Genomic DNA, 14,765 nt, shown 5'->3' on the forward strand with positions numbered 1-14,765 from the left:
CCCGCCGCGGAGCGGCTGATGTCACCGTGGTGCCGTGCATCGCAAGGCGGAGGAAAGAGCCATCGCGGAGCCCGGTGGGGTCTCCCCTGCTCGAGCGGAGCCGAGAGCTTGGGGAAGACCGACGACAACGCGGCGAGGTGCGGTGCCGGGGCACGCGAGCCCGGCGTGATCCAAACGAGAGGCCCTATGGGCACGGGCGGCCTCCGGACCGCGGTGCCACGGGGCCGTACGAGCGAACCGCGATACGGCCGATGGGCCGGTCGGAGCACCCTGTACGGGTGGTTCGACCGGCCCATTCGCGTGAAATCGCCCGGTCCGGAGCCCTCCGCGGCAGGCGCGGTCCCAATCATGGCGTACACGACGAGTGCGTGGAGGTACGCCGGTGACTGCCCAGCAGGACACACCACCCAGCAGTGATGGACTGTTCCGGACCAAGACGGTCGAACAGTCCATCCGCGATACCGAGGAGCCGGAGCACGCGCTCAAGAAGTCCCTCTCCGCGCTGGACCTCACGGTCTTCGGAGTGGGCGTCATCATCGGCACCGGCATCTTCGTGCTCACCGGCAAGGTCGCCAAGGAGACCGCCGGCCCCGCGACCGCACTCGCCTTCGTCGCCGCGGCCGTCGTCTGCGCCCTGGCCGCGCTCTGCTACGCCGAGTTCGCCTCCTCCGTCCCCGTCGCCGGCTCCGCGTACACCTTCTCCTACGCCTCGCTCGGCGAACTCGTCGCCTGGATCATCGGCTGGGACCTGGTGCTGGAGTTCGCGCTCGGCACGGCGGTGGTGGCGGTCGGCTGGTCCGGCTATGTCCGCTCGCTGCTGGACAACTTCGGCTGGACCATGCCCGATGCGCTCTCCGGAACCGATGTGGCGAAAGGGTTCGGCTTCGACATCCTGGCCTTCGTGCTGGTGCTCGTCCTGACCGTCGTCCTGGTGCTCGGCATGAAGCTCTCGGCCCGGATCACGACGATCGTCGTCGCCATCAAGGTCGCCGTGGTGCTGATCGTGATCATCGCCGGACTGTTCTTCATCAAGGCCGCCAACTACTCGCCCTTCATCCCCGAGGCACAGCCACAGCCCTCCGGTTCCGGACTGACTGCGCCGCTGATCCAGCTGATGTTCGGTTACGCGCCCACGAACTTCGGCGTCATGGGCATCTTCACCGCCGCCTCCGTCGTCTTCTTCGCCTTCATCGGATTCGACGTGGTGGCCACTGCCGCCGAGGAGACGAAGGTTCCGCAACGTGACATGCCACGTGGCATCCTCGCCTCGCTCTTCATCTGCACCCTGCTCTATGTCGCCGTTTCGCTGGTGGTCACGGGCATGGAGCACTACACCGAACTGTCCGTCGAAGCCCCGCTGGCCGATGCCTTCAAGGCCATCGGCCATCCCGTCTACGCCGGGTTCATCAGCTTCGGCGCCGCGATCGGCCTCACCACGGTCTGTCTGATCCTGCTGCTCGGACAGACCCGGGTGTTCTTCGCGATGAGCCGCGACGGACTGCTCCCGCGGTTCTTCTCCGTGACACATCCGCGCTACCGCACCCCGTACCGCCCGACCATCCTGCTCGGCGTGATCATCGCGATCGTCGCGGGGTTCACGAGCATCAACGAACTGGCGACGCTGGTGAACATCGGCACGCTCTTCGCCTTCGTCGTCGTCGCCCTCGGCGTCATGGTGCTGCGCCGCACCCGCCCCGATCTGCACCGTGCGTTCCGCACCCCGTGGGTGCCGCTGGTCCCGATCCTCTCGGTGGCCGCCTCGGTGTGGCTGATGCTCAATCTGCCGGCCGAGACCTGGCTGCGGTTTGCCATCTGGATGATCATCGGCGTGATCATCTACTTCGCGTACGGGCGCAGCCACAGCAGGCTGGCGCGGGGCGATGCGCGGTAGCGGCGCGTCCGGCATGCCCTGTCTCGCGGATACTATGACCGTATGACTTGGCTGATCACGGGTGGTGCGGGTTTCATCGGGGCGCACGTCGTAAGGGCGATGCTCGACGCGGGCGAACAGGTCGTCGTGTACGACGACTTGTCCACGGGTGACCCGAACCGGGTGCCCGGGGGCGTGCCCTTCGTCAAGGGTTCGACGCTCGACCGTGACGCCCTGGACCGGACCCTCGCGGAGTTCGGCATCGACGGAGTCGTCCACCTCGCCGCGAAGAAGCAGGTCGCCGAGTCCGTGGCCCGCCCGCTCCACTACTACCGGGAGAACGTGCACGGGCTGCAGAACCTCCTCGAAGCCGTCACGGCGGCCGGCGCGCGCCGTTTCCTCTTCTCCTCGTCCGCCGCCGTGTACGGCCTCCCCGACGTCGACCTGGTCGGCGAGGACACTCCGTGTGCTCCGATCAATCCGTACGGCGAGACCAAACTCGTCGGTGAGTGGATGGTGCGCGCGGCGGGTGCCGCCCACGGCATGGCGACCGCTTCGCTCCGTTACTTCAACGTCGCGGGCGCGGCCGGACCGCAGCTGGCCGACACGGGCGTCTTCAACCTGATCCCGATGGTGTTCGAGAAGCTCACCGAGGGCCGTGCTCCGATGGTCTTCGGCGACGACTACGCGACTCCGGACGGTACCTGCGTCCGCGACTTCATCCACGTCGAGGACCTGGCCTCCGCCCACGTCACCGTGGCGCGCGCCCTGGGGGAGCGCGGTGACGGGACCGACCTGACGGTCAACATCGGCCTGGGCGAGGGGGTTTCGGTGCGCGAGATGATCTCGCTGATCGGCGAGGTCACGGGATACGGGCCGGCGGCGGAACCGACCGTGTCCCCCCGGCGCCCCGGTGACCCGGCCCGGGTCGTGGCCTCGGCCGGCCGTATGCGGGAGGAACTGGGCTGGACGGCCCGGCACGACGTGCGCGAGATGGTCGCGTCGGCCTGGGAGGGCTGGTGCCTGTACCACCCCGAGGCACGCCGCTGAGAGCGGCCCGGAACGGCTGATGCGGCGATGCCCCGGGGTGCTTTCACCCCGGGGCATCGCCGCATCACATACAGGCGGAACGGGTCATCAACCGCCGGTGGCGGGCGACTTCTTGGCGGACTCCGGAATGGTGGCGTCCTTCCGGATCGCCTTCCACAGCTGACCGGCCTGCGGCTCCGCCGCCACGACCCGGTTGGGGTCCTGCTTGTCGTACGCCACGGGCAGCATGATGGTTTCCATCGAGCCCGGGTCGACACCGTTCATCGAACGGGCGAACTCGCCGAGCGACGTCAGCGAGGCCAGCCCGGAGTCGGTGGTCAGCGATTTGGTGACCGAGTCGGCGATCTTGTACGAGTTCGTCGGACTGCCCAGCAGATCCTGGGACTTCACCTCGCTCAGCAGGGCCAGCAGGAACTGCTGCTGGAGCCCGATGCGGCCGAGGTCGCTGCCGTCACCGATGCCGTGCCGGGTACGGACGTAGGCGAGGGACTCGGTGCCGTCGAGCTTGTGCGGACCGGCGGTGAGGTTCAGCCCGGAGGACTTGTCGTGGATGTCCTGCGGTACGTCGACCGTGACGCCGCCGATCGCGTCGACCAGGTCCTTGAACCCGGCGAAGTTGATCTCCATGTAGTGGTCGATGCGCACCCCTGACATGCTCTCCACGGTCTTGACCACGCAGGCCGGACCGGCCAGTGAGTAGACGCCGTTGAACATCGCCCGCTTCTCGGAGGGCAACGTCGAGCCGTCGGCCTTGGTGCACTCGGGCCGGGTCACCAGGGTGTCGCGGGGTATGGACACCGCGACGGCCTTCGTCCGGCCCTCGGGTATGTGGATCACCATCGCGGTGTCGGAGCGCGCGCCACTGACATTGCCGCCGCCGCCCAGTTCCTTGTTCTCCGCACCGGCCCGCGAGTCCGAACCGAGGACCAGGAGGTTCTGGCCGCTGGTGGGGAGCTTCTCGGGACGGTCGTCGCCGAGCGCCTTGTCGATGTCGACGCCCGTGATGTTCCCGTCGAGCCGGCTGTACAGCCAGTAGACGGTGCCACCTCCGGCCACCACGAGCGCGAGCAGGGTGATGAGGATGCCGCGCCTGATGCGCTGCCCGCGCGTGCGCACCTTCCCGGCCTTTCGGCTCCTGGGCTTGCGGCGGGAATGCAGATCGGAGTCGTCAGACATACACACAGCTCGTCATCGTCTGGGCCCCTGGGTCAGTGGGGTAACCACTGAGGCGAGTCGGCCCCTCCCTGTCGACCGGCTGCCGGAGCCGGAGGAGGGGGGATGGTACGGGTCCGCCGACCGCGTCTTCGGGGCGTCCCGGACGACGGAATCACAGGCGGGCATCAGCCGATCGCACAAGTGACGATCGAGCGGATGCTGGAGCACTATAGACAGATTTCCCGACGGGAAGGGAGAGTGCATATCTTCTTGGAAGCCGGGAGTTGTCTGAATCCCCGGTTCCACTTCAGAGGGGATCATCGGGCGGATGGCACGCAGAAGGGACCGCCGAGGGGGGCGTGGCACGGCTGCGCCGGACCGTGCGGGAACGGCGCCGGCCGACGGCCGGGGAGGTGTGGCGATCGTGGTCGCGACGCCCGGAGATGCCCTGGCACTGCTGGCGACGGAGGCCCACGGCTCGGTGGTCGACATCGTCTGCGCCCAGCCGGGCACGGCCGACGAGCGCGCGGCGCTCGACCGCGCCGCGGCGGACTGCGGCCGGCGGGGCGTCCGGGTGGCGAGCGAACCCTGGGTGATCGACGCGGAGGTGGGAAAGATCACAGCGTTGGTGCTCGACGCGCTGCACGAGCTGCGCCCCCTGACGGTGCGAACCCTCGATCCCGATCCCGTGCATGTCTCGTTCGACGCGGAGGCCAAGCGACCGGTGATCGCCGAGCCGCCGCTGCGGGGCAGCGTGGCGCGGGCCACCGTCGCCGCGGCCCGCAGGTACCAGCGGGAGTGCGGCTTCCCGGTCTTCGTGAACTGTCATCGGGCCGGGACGGACCCGCGGCTCGGTGCGCAGGCGTGCACGCGTTATCCGCTGCCGGGCCGCTGGCTCGTCCGGGGTGCGGACGGCCGGCTCACCGCCTATCTCCCCTCCGCGGCGGGTGTGCTCCGCTGGACCGAGGGGGCGCCGGGGGCCGACGAGTGGAACGGGCCGGAGCTGTTGGAGGGCCCGGATCTCCTTCCCGGCATCACCGTGGTGCAGGACGCCAACGGGTACGCGCACCTGCTCGGTCTGCGTCGCAGGAAGCGCGCGGACGGCAAGGAGCACGTCGATCTGGTGCACACGACGCAGTACCAGACCGGGCGCCCCATGGGCCCCTGGCACTCGGTGGGCAACCCGAACGCCAACGACCGGTCCAAGGCGCGCGAGGTCGGCTTCCCCGCGGCGGTCTTCGACGCCGCGGGGAACCTGCATGTCTTCGTACGCAACTTCGGTCACGGGGTCAGCACCCGCCGGCAGTCGCCGGACGGGCGGTGGAGCGGCTGGCAGCATCTGCGGGGCGCGGCCGTCGCCGATGAGCTGATCGCGCTGCCCGGAAGGTCCGGCGGAGCCCAGGTCTGGGCCCGGGGCAGGGACTCGGCGTCCGCGGTCCGCTGGTACCAGGAGGCGCCCGGCGGGGAGTGGACGCTGGACCCCGCGACCCAGGTGAGCCCCTATCCCGGCACCTTGTCGGCGGCGCCGGAGGCGGGGACGATCCGCTACCGGTACTCCGGTACCAACGAGGTCTGCGTGGAGGTCCCGGGGGTGGGCCCGGTCAGTCTCGGAGGCGCGGACGGAGCCGGGCCGCTGGCCGCGGTTCCCGGAGTGGAGATCCAGGGCTGGGGCTGTACGGTGCTGGCCAGATCGGGGCACGCGGGAGCGTGCGCCGTGGGGGCCCACGAGGACGGCCGGCCGGAGAGCGGCGTGTGGTGGTTCGACGCGGGGGAGACCTCGCTGGTGCCGCCGGCCGTGGCGGTGGACGGCAGCGGCCGGGCGGTCATCGCGCTGCTGGGAACCGACGGCCGGCTGAGAGTCGCACGTCAGGAGCCCGGTGCGGGCGGGCTGGCCTTCACGCAGTGGGTCACCGCGTAGGCGTGCGTCACCGCACGGTCAAAAATGGACGTACCGCCGCAAAGATCTCACTTGTCGCTCCCAAGGCAACATTTGCCAGTTTTGGTTTGCCTTTGAACTTGCTATGGTCGCGTCCTGCCTTTACACGGATCACAGGTGAACTTTCTGTGTCCAGTATGTGTACGCCCCTTGATCGCGCGTTCTCGCAGGCCGCTGGGGCCGCGTTGTTCACGGTATGTCGGGTCTGAGGGGTTATGGGGAAGCTGTCGCTGCGGGCTGTTCAGAAGCTGACATGCAAGAAGCGTGACGCCTGGTGGACAGTCCTGCTGGTCGACCCCGTGGCGACCCGCATGCTGATCGTGATGGCCAGGTTCAAGTTCATCACGCCGAACAGGGTCACGTGGTCGGCGCTCTTCGTCGGCCTCGGCTCCGCCTACTTCTTCCTCAAGGGTGATACCTGGTCCCTCGTCATCGGGGCCGCCCTCTACCACCTGAGCTTCATTCTCGACTGCATCGACGGCAAGCTGGCGCGCCTCAAGGGTAACGGCACCGTGTTCGGCGGCTGGCTCGACTACGTCTTCGACCGCATCCGGGTGCTCTTCTGCGCGCTGGCCCTGATGGGCGGCCAGTATCTCCGCACCCACAACGAGTTCTACCTGCTCGCCGCCCTGGCCGTCGTCTTCCTCGACATGCTCCGGTACGTCGACGCTCTGCAGATCTACAAGATGCGCATGTCCATGCGCATGAAGATCGAGAAGGTCACGCTGGAGCGCAAGGCGCTGGAGGACGAGCAGGCCGAGCGGGAGGCGTCCGCCGCCGCGCAGCGTGCGCAGTCCGAGCCCGAGCAGCCCAAGGTGGTCTTCATCGAGGACCTGCTCCGGGAGAACCCCGGAGTGGAGGCCGAGGTCCTGAAGCAGCAGAGCGGCGACGTGGTCGACCTGCACGCCCAGTTCCGGCACCGTTTTCCCTGGTACACCCGGTTCCGCCAAGCGCTGCTGCGCAGCCGTATCCGGCCCCACCTCATCAGCGGCATCGAGTTCCAGATGTTCATCTTCATCGTGGCGCCGCTGATCGGCCAGATCCTGTGGACCACGGCGATCTCGGCCTTGGCGCTCGGCCTCTTCGAGCTCGTGATCATGTACAAGTTCTGGCTGTCCACCCGTGACTTCACCCGGCTCATGGAGAAGCTCGCGCCCACGCCGTCCACCGCGGGGGTCATCGCCGACCATCTGCACAAGGGCCGCCATCGCCGCGGGCCCGACGCCGTGGAGGAGCAGCGGGCGGTCCTGGCCCAGCAGTTCCCGCTGCCCGAGCAGGACGACGACCTGGGCTTCCAGCCGTATCCCCAGCCGTATTCGCACCGGCCTCAGGACATTGAGACGCAGCAGCTCAGGACGCTGCCTTACTGGGCGGGAAATGAAGGGTCCGTACGATGAGTTCGCCTGTCGACCCGTCTCTCTTCACCGTTTCGGTGGTCGTTCCGACCTACAACGCGAGTGCCACTCTCGGCCGGGCCCTGCGGTCCGCTCTCGCGCAGACGCACCGCAACATCGAGGTGATCGTCGTCGACGACGCCTCCGTCGACGGGACCCTCGCCGTCGCCCGGGAATTCGCGGTTGGTGACCGCCGCGTACAGATCATCGAGCGCCCGCAGAACAGTGGCGGCGTCGGCGCTCCGCGCAACAACGGCATCATGGCCGCCACCGGCCAGTACGTCATGTTCCTCGACGCGGATGACGAGCTGCCGCTCAAGGCGTGCGAGGAACTGCTGGCCTCGGCGGTGACCACGGGTTCGGACATCACGGCGGGCCGGGCGCTGCGGGTCAACCTCAACACCAAGGAAACGACGGTCTGGCAGCCCCAGCTGTACACCACGGAGCGCACCGTGACGGGGCTGCGCGCGCTGCCTCAGCTCTTCGACGACCCCATCGCGGCCGGCAAGCTCTACCGGCTGGACTTCCTGCACAACAACGGGGTCCGGTTTCCCGAGGGCGTCTACTACGAGGACACCTACTTCTCGACACTCGCCAACTACCGGGCCGCCTCGATCACCTTCCTCACGGTGCCCGTCTACCGCTGGATGTGGGAGCGGGAGTCCGCGGCCCCCTCGATCACCAACCGGCGCGGTGAGCTGCGCAGCATCCAGGACCGGGTCGCCGTCCATCAGTACACCGACGCTTTCCTGCGCCAGGTGGGCGAGCAGGAACTTCTGGCCCACAAGGCGGTGAAGTTCCTCTCGCACGACCTCCACCTGTACGCACGCGAGTTGCGTGCCGGGGACGAGCGGTACCGCCAGGGTTTCGCCGCCGCTGTCGCACCGTATCTGCGCTCGCTCGAACCCTCCGTCTACGACCTGTGCGGAGTGATGGAGCGGGTCCGCGCCTTCTGCCTCATTCACGAGCGGGTGGATCTCGCGCTGTCCGTCTCGGACTACGCACAGCGGCGCAGCGTGCTCAGCTCGGACCTGGTCGAGAGCGACGAACGCGTCTACTGGTCCGAGTCGCTCCTGCACTTCCCGCAGGCGAAACGATTCCTCGATGTCACCGACCTGGATCTCGCGGACAAGCCGCTGGCCGACGCCCGGCTGTTCAACCAGGCGACCGAGCTGGAGATCAGGGGCAGCAAGCTCCATCTGTCCGGGTACATCCTGAATCAGTTCGGGCGTTTCTCCCGCGGCGGCAAGGTCGAGCTCAAGGCGGTGCTCCGCCTGCGCAGCACCAAGAGCGACCATGTCTTCCCGGTCAGCGCGGTCGAGACCGACGACCACCGGGTCCACTACCGGGCGACTCTGGACCTCGCGTCCAGCACCGGCGCGGCCGCGAACGACGGAGTGTGGAACCTCTTCGTCCAGGTGCGCCACGCCGGTGAACGGGCGACCACGACGGTGGCGGTCCACGGAATCGACGTCTCCCGTGAGCGCTACGAGAGCCCGTCCGGACCGGTCGAGATGTACGAGACGGTCAGCGGCAATGTCGCGCTGCGTCCCGAGACCAGCGAACGCACCCAGCAGGAGGACCGCCGGGGCACCCCCTGGCACTGGTGGCAGGGCAGCGAGGGCCCCGCACCGCTGCCCGCCCTCGGGTCGTACCGGGCCGCCGTCGTCGTGCACTGCCACAACGACGAGCACCATCTGTTCGAATTCCTGCACTCCCTCGCGGCGCAGACCCTGTTCGCCGAGACGCAGGTCGTGTTCGCAGACGACGGTTCCACGGACCGAACGGCCGAACTGCTGGACAACTTCGCCGCGTTCTACCGGAACGCGACCGTGCTTCGGCTCCCCGCCCACGGCGCGGCGGTCGCCTACGAAGAGGGCCTCGCTCAGGTCGTGGCGCCGTACGTGCTGTTCGCGCGGGGCCGGGACATCCTCGGCGCCGACTGCCTGCGGCAGCTCACCGAGTCCGCGGTGAAGCACGACGTCGATGTGGCCATCGGCAACTACGACACGTTTCCGGGGCCGCGGCGCAACTCCGACGAACCGTGGAAACGGTACTTCGGCAAGGGCGCGAAGGGCCTGACCGACCTGGTCAGGAAGGCGCCCCACATGGTCTTCTCGGCCGACCTCGGCAACAAGCTCTTCCGCGTCTCCCTCCTGCGGGGGAACGGACTGAGGCCCACGGACGGAGGCATGTTCGCCGATATCTGGCTGAGCGTGATGGCCATGCTGACCGCGCGCGGCTTCAGCATGGTCGACCGCTACGTGTACTTCGACCGTGATCCGGCCCAGAACGACTCGCTCTTCGACGTCGACTGGAACGATCCGGCCAAGGCCCGGCAACGGCTGCGGCTCAACCGCTTCCTGCTGGACTTCGCCGACCGGATCGAGGCACCGTCGGCCCGGCTGATTCACCGGTTCGTGGTGCGCTCGTACCAGCCGTACCTGCGCAACTACCACCGCATCATGAACCGGGCCGAGATCGCCCAGGCCTTCGACGAGCTCTGCGACGTCTACGCCAGGGTTCCCGAGGAGGTCCTCCTCCAGTACGTCGTCCACTCCGTGTCCCGGGTGCAGCACCACGCCGTGCGGACCCGGAACTTCGAGCTCTTCTGCGACCCGTTCGGCGACGCCGAGTACGAGCCGAGGGTCCGGCTGGACGAGCAGGGGATGTACCGGAAGCTCGCCGCCGACCCGGTGGACTCCAGGCTGATCCGTGTGGAGCGGCAGCGGGGCGTGCTGGAAAGCGTCCGGTACCGCGACGGTGAGCTGCAGTTCGAAGGCGTGATGACGCTCACGGGCGTGGACATCGCCCAGCTCTTCACCAGCCGCTTCGAACTCGTCTGCACGGACGGAAAGCGGTCCGTCGCCATCCCCGCGGAGCAGGTCTACCGCCGGGACCGCTGGCGGGTCCGCAAGGAACGCGACTGGTTCGGCGGCTGGCGCGCCTGTGCGGACCCCAAGGTCCTCGCCCCGCTCTCCGGCCGCGACCTCACGGTCACCCTGCGGTTCCACGACGGCGAGCGCCATGTGGACGCGCAGATCGGCGCACGGCTCATGCTGCACCGCTTCAAGGGCATGCGCCGCATCGGCAGGGACCGGCTGTGGCTCACGGTGCACAACGACGACTCCGTGGTCCTGCGCTACTTCACCGGCGCGGGACAGAAGCTCCGCGGCCGGCTGTGGCACCTGCTGCGGCAGGCCCGCGCCGCACTGCCCGGCCGCCCCGGCTGGCGCACCCGGCTCGCCTACCTGCTGAGCTATCCGCGACTGCACCGCAAGAACATCTGGATCATCGGAGAGCGGGCGGACACCGCGCAGGACAACGCGTACCACCTGTTCCGCTGGATCAGGGAGAACCACCCGCGCCGCAAGGTCTACTACGCGATCAACGGTGACGCCAAGGACCGGGCCAAGGTGGCCCCGTACGGTCATGTCCTGGACCGGACGTCCCGCAAGTACCGGATGTACCTGCTGCACGCCAAGAGGCTCATCAATCCCTACGACCTGGAGGCGTACCTCGGCTTCCCCGAGCTGAGCAAGAGTTCCTTCCTGCGCGGCTACGGCGATCTGCTGAACTATCGCCGGGTCTTCCTCCAGCACGGGGTCACCTACAACGACGTGGCCCCCTCGGTGCACCACCAGGTCACCAGCGTGGACCTGCTGCTGACGGTGGGGCAGGCGGAACGGTCGTACTTCGCCGAGCACTGCGGCTACGGCTACGCACGGGTCGCCGCCGCGGGGTTCCCCCGCTTCGACGCGCTGAAGCCGGTACGCTCCGAGCGCCCCCGGATCCTGCTGATGCCCACGTGGCGGCGGGACATCGTGGCGCCGTCGTACGACAAGGCCGCCAAGGCGAAGATCCCGTTCGCGGCGTCGGAGTACTTCCGCTTCTTCTCCACCCTGCTGCGCGACGAGCGCCTGCTGAACGTGCTCGAAGTGTGCGGTGTGGAGCTGGAGTTCATGCCGCACTACGAGATCCGCCCGTACCTGCACCACTTCCGTATCGACCACCCCTCGGTGACGGTCACCGGAGACGGCCGTGATGTGCAGCTGGCGATGCGCGAGTGCTCGCTCCTGGTCACCGACTACTCATCGGTCTTCTTCGACGTCGCGTACATGGGCACCCCCATCGTGTACACGCCGTTCGACGAGGAGGACTTCTACGGCAACCACTACAAGCGCGGCTACTACGAGTTCGAGCGGGACGGCTTCGGCCCGGTCTGCCGGGACGTCGATTCCACCGTTCGGGAGATCATCGACACCGTGCAGCGGAACTTCGCCGTGGAGCCGCAGTACCGGGCCCGGGTCGACGAGTTCTTCGGCCGCCGGGACACCAACAACTCGCAACGCGTCTTCCGCGCGATCGACGAGCTGGAGTCGGCCGTCGACAGCAGCCAGGCGTCCGACGTACCGACGGCGCGACAGTCCTTGGACACCCCGGGACAGCACTTCCGCGACCAGAACTCCCGTAAGGAGTGGGCTTGATGGGCCGCCCGCTGCGCAGGGTGTTCCTGGCCGGGGACTCCAGTGTCACCAGCCGTCAGCGCAGCTTCGCGCCGATGGCGGGCTGGGGCCAGGCGCTTCCGCTCTTCGTCCGGGGCGCCGAGGTCATCAACTGTGCACGGGCGGGCGCGAGTTCGCGCAGCTTCGTGGAACGCGGCAGGCTGGCCTGGATTCTGCGTGAGGCCCGGCCGGGCGATCTGGTGCTGTTCTCCTTCGGACTCATCGACATGAAGCCGGGGAAGGGCCGCTACACGGAGCCGTTCAAGGAGTACCAGGGCTATCTGCGTCGCTGTGTGGACGGCGTACGCGAACGGGGCGCCCACCCGATCCTGGTCACCAGCCACGAGCGCCGGGTCTTCGACACGCAGGGCAATCTCCGCCGGCTACTGGGCGTCTATCCGCTGGCGATGAAGGAGATCGCGGCCGAGAAGTCCGTGCCGCTGATCGACCTGAACGAATGGAGCGTGCGGTGGTGGCGCCGGGCAGGGCCGCAAGGAACGCACGAGATCTTCCTCTACCTCGCCCCCGATGAGCATCCCAACTACCCCGACGGAGTGGCCGACAACACCCATCTCAGGGTGGCCGGCGCGATCGAGTGCGCGCGCTTCATCGCCTGCGAGATGCGGGAGAGCGCGATGCTGGAGCCCGGCTGCTTCGCCGATCTTGAGCGCGCCCGGTTTCCCGAGGACGCCATCGAATGGCTGGAGGACCACGTCTTCGACGAACTGACGCGAACCCGGACCCTGGAGGTGGTCAAATGAGTGGCTGGTATCTGTTGGCGCGCATCCAGGTCGCGCACCCCGAGCGCACCGCTGTGTCGGCGGTGCTGGAACTGCACGCCGACGCGGACCCCGCGATCGCGGCCGTGCCCGGACAGGAGATCACGCTGCACCTGAGCGTGCTGCCCTCCGGCGGGCCCTACCGCGCGTACGGCTACATATTCGACGACGTCGTCGCCGAACACGCCACGATGACCGACCTCCAGGGCCTGGGCCACCTCCCCAACGGACGCTTCGCGACCTACGCCCGCGGCGACGAGCAGCGCGCCGTGACCGCGATCCTCAAGGTCAACGACGACGCACCGGAAGGCGCGGTCCTGCTGCCCAAGGTGTGCGTCGGAGTGATGTCGTACGCCGGTGAGAAGCTGGTGTCCTCCGCGCAGGTCACCGAGGCGGGCTACCGGGTCAGACGGGCCTGGGTGCCGGGCCGCAGCCTGGCCATTCCGCCCGGCGGCTACGCGGTCGTCGGCCCCGACCCGGCCGCCGCCCAGACGGGCCTGCGGGTGGTCGGTGTGGGCCTCGCCCAGTACGGCGCGGTCAGCGCGGTGCCGGACGGAAGCGTCACGTACACGGGAATTCCGGGAGCGACCGGATACGACCGGTTCTCCATCTGCTACGAGAACCAGGCGGGCCACCGCAATTGGTCCGAGGTGACCGTGTACGCGGGAGACGTCGACAACATCCCCGGGGTGCTGCCCGACGCGCGCACGAGATGAGACGTCGGCGGTTCCTCGCCGTGGGAGCCGGCACGGGCGCCTGGGCGCTGGCCGGGTGCAGCACGGGAGACGACGCCGGCCGGGCCCCGGCCCGGGCCCCGGCGGCTCCGCGCTCGCCGGAACCCATCGGCCCACTGCCGGCAGGTGTCACCTTTCACCAGCACACCACCCGGCTGCGGGCGGCAGGCCCCCTCCGCCATCAGGTGCTGTCCGTCTCGCCGTCCGCGCGGGCACGGGTGAGCGCGGTCCACGGGTCCCGGCTGGACACTGCGGAGACCGTACGGGCCATGGCGAACCGGGTCGGGGCGGTGGCCGCCGTCAACGCGTCCTTCTTCGACATCGCCACCAGCGTCGTGTTCAGCGGGTACGACGGCGATCCGCTCGGGCTGTACGTGGAGAACAACGCCATGCTCAGCGAAGCCGCGAACGGCCGCACCGCGCTGGTGCTCGGCGAGGACGGCGGCACCACGCGCATCGTCGAAGCCCGGTCGGCCGGCACTGTGACGGACAGTCACGGCGCCCGACGGACGATCGACGGGGTCAACCGGATGCCGGGGCGCATCGTCGGATGCGGTGGTGTGGGCGGGGACGTGCTCCGCGGCACCCGGGGAGTGCGGACCGCCCCTGCCCACAACAAACTGTGCGAGGACCACGACGAGCTGGTCCTGTTCACGCGTCAGTGGGGACCCGCCGCGGCGGCTGCGGGACCGGGTTCCACAGAAGCCGTGATCGCCTCGGACGGCCGCGTCGTCCAGCTCCGCTCCCCCGGAGGAGGACCGATACCCGCGAGATGCAGGGTCCTGACAGGCATCGGCGAGGGGGCGGCCTGGCTGCGCCACCACGCCCGCACCGGCGCCACCCTGAGGATCACCTCCCAGGTGCACGACGGGGCGGGACACCGCGTTTCGGGGAGGGGGCTGACGGTTGTCCAGGCCGGGCCGCGGCTGCTGCGCGACGGCGCTCTGGACATCGACATCGAGGCCAACGGGATGCCCGCCACCGCCCTGACCCAGCGCCACCCCCGCACCCTGACGGGCATCACGGACGACGGCACACTTCTGCTGGTGACCGTCGACGGTCGTGATCCGGGCGCGAGCGTCGGGGTGACGCTTCCAGAGGCCGCGGAACTGATGCGCTCGCTGGGGGCGCGGGATGCCATGAACCTCGACGGCGGAGGCTCCACGACGATGGTCGTGAACGGCCGGCTCCGAAACCGCCCGCGGGGCGCGGCCGGGGCGCCGGTCCGTGAGCGACCGGTGGCCAACGCCCTGGTCGTCCTGCCCCGTTGAGCCGCCGCCACCCGCGCGCACAGCACGGACGGGCCCTACCGGAATGAACCGATAGGGCCCGTCCGCGTATC

9 protein-coding genes are annotated in these 14,765 nt (G+C 68.9%); 8 read left to right on the forward strand and 1 reads right to left on the reverse strand.

Annotated elements, in window-relative coordinates; all coding sequences use genetic code 11:
* The first annotated feature begins 382 nt into the window (after positions 1–382).
* Positions 383–1,891 (forward strand): amino acid permease, encoded by a 1,509-nt coding sequence (locus tag ACFVV1_RS09710; RefSeq protein ID WP_389987089.1) that lies wholly within the window; start codon positions 383–385, stop codon positions 1,889–1,891.
* A 42-nt stretch (positions 1,892–1,933) separates the two neighbouring features.
* On the forward strand, positions 1,934–2,920 hold the full coding sequence (gene galE, locus ACFVV1_RS09715) for a UDP-glucose 4-epimerase GalE (protein ID WP_389987092.1): 987 nt from the start codon (positions 1,934–1,936) through the stop codon (positions 2,918–2,920).
* Positions 2,921–3,007: 87 nt separating this feature from the next.
* Here the strand turns inward: galE and ACFVV1_RS09720 are convergent, their stop codons facing one another.
* Positions 3,008–4,096 (reverse strand): LCP family protein, encoded by a 1,089-nt coding sequence (locus ACFVV1_RS09720; protein WP_389987095.1) that lies wholly within the window; start codon positions 4,094–4,096, stop codon positions 3,008–3,010.
* Positions 4,097–4,499: 403 nt separating this feature from the next.
* On the opposite strand from ACFVV1_RS09720, the gene ACFVV1_RS09725 reads away from it, so the two are divergent.
* The 6 genes from ACFVV1_RS09725 to ACFVV1_RS09750 all read left to right on the forward strand — a co-directional run bounded on the left by ACFVV1_RS09725 (position 4,500) and on the right by ACFVV1_RS09750 (position 14,694).
* The gene (locus ACFVV1_RS09725; protein WP_389987098.1) at positions 4,500–5,993 is read left to right on the forward strand and encodes a hypothetical protein; all 1,494 of its coding nucleotides are present in this window, start codon (positions 4,500–4,502) and stop codon (positions 5,991–5,993) included.
* 233 nt (positions 5,994–6,226) lie between these two features.
* A complete protein-coding gene (locus ACFVV1_RS09730) occupies positions 6,227–7,408 on the forward strand; it encodes a CDP-alcohol phosphatidyltransferase family protein (RefSeq protein WP_389987101.1) in 1,182 nt (393 codons plus the stop codon).
* Positions 7,405–11,892, forward strand: coding sequence for a glycosyltransferase (locus ACFVV1_RS09735; protein WP_389987105.1), 4,488 nt, complete (start codon positions 7,405–7,407; stop codon positions 11,890–11,892). Before ACFVV1_RS09730 ends, ACFVV1_RS09735 begins: the two co-directional genes overlap by 4 nt.
* On the forward strand, positions 11,892–12,671 hold the full coding sequence (locus ACFVV1_RS09740; RefSeq protein WP_389987108.1) for a rhamnogalacturonan acetylesterase: 780 nt from the start codon (positions 11,892–11,894) through the stop codon (positions 12,669–12,671). Before ACFVV1_RS09735 ends, ACFVV1_RS09740 begins: the two co-directional genes overlap by 1 nt.
* Positions 12,668–13,405, forward strand: a complete 738-nt coding sequence (locus ACFVV1_RS09745; protein ID WP_389987111.1) for an Ig-like domain-containing protein — start codon at positions 12,668–12,670, stop codon at positions 13,403–13,405. The genes ACFVV1_RS09740 and ACFVV1_RS09745 overlap by 4 nt, the downstream gene beginning before the upstream one ends.
* Positions 13,402–14,694 (forward strand): phosphodiester glycosidase family protein, encoded by a 1,293-nt coding sequence (locus ACFVV1_RS09750; RefSeq protein WP_389987114.1) that lies wholly within the window; start codon positions 13,402–13,404, stop codon positions 14,692–14,694. Before ACFVV1_RS09745 ends, ACFVV1_RS09750 begins: the two co-directional genes overlap by 4 nt.
* Positions 14,695–14,765 lie beyond the last annotated feature (71 nt).

This window comes from Streptomyces sp. NPDC058092 (genome assembly GCF_042884935.1).
Lineage (GTDB): Bacteria > Actinomycetota > Actinomycetes > Streptomycetales > Streptomycetaceae > Streptomyces.

What these genes read in the sequence shown, in the direction of transcription:
- galE (WP_389987092.1), top strand. Translation starts at nt 1,934, where the DNA reads ATGACTTGGCTGATCACGGGTGGTGCGGGTTTCATCGGGGCGCACGTC.
- ACFVV1_RS09720 (WP_389987095.1), bottom strand. Translation starts at nt 4,096, where the DNA reads ATGTCTGACGACTCCGATCTGCATTCCCGCCGCAAGCCCAGGAGCCGA.
- ACFVV1_RS09730 (WP_389987101.1), top strand. Translation starts at nt 6,227, where the DNA reads ATGGGGAAGCTGTCGCTGCGGGCTGTTCAGAAGCTGACATGCAAGAAG.
- ACFVV1_RS09735 (WP_389987105.1), top strand. Translation starts at nt 7,405, where the DNA reads ATGAGTTCGCCTGTCGACCCGTCTCTCTTCACCGTTTCGGTGGTCGTT.
- ACFVV1_RS09740 (WP_389987108.1), top strand. Translation starts at nt 11,892, where the DNA reads ATGGGCCGCCCGCTGCGCAGGGTGTTCCTGGCCGGGGACTCCAGTGTC.
- ACFVV1_RS09745 (WP_389987111.1), top strand. Translation starts at nt 12,668, where the DNA reads ATGAGTGGCTGGTATCTGTTGGCGCGCATCCAGGTCGCGCACCCCGAG.
- ACFVV1_RS09750 (WP_389987114.1), top strand. Translation starts at nt 13,402, where the DNA reads ATGAGACGTCGGCGGTTCCTCGCCGTGGGAGCCGGCACGGGCGCCTGG.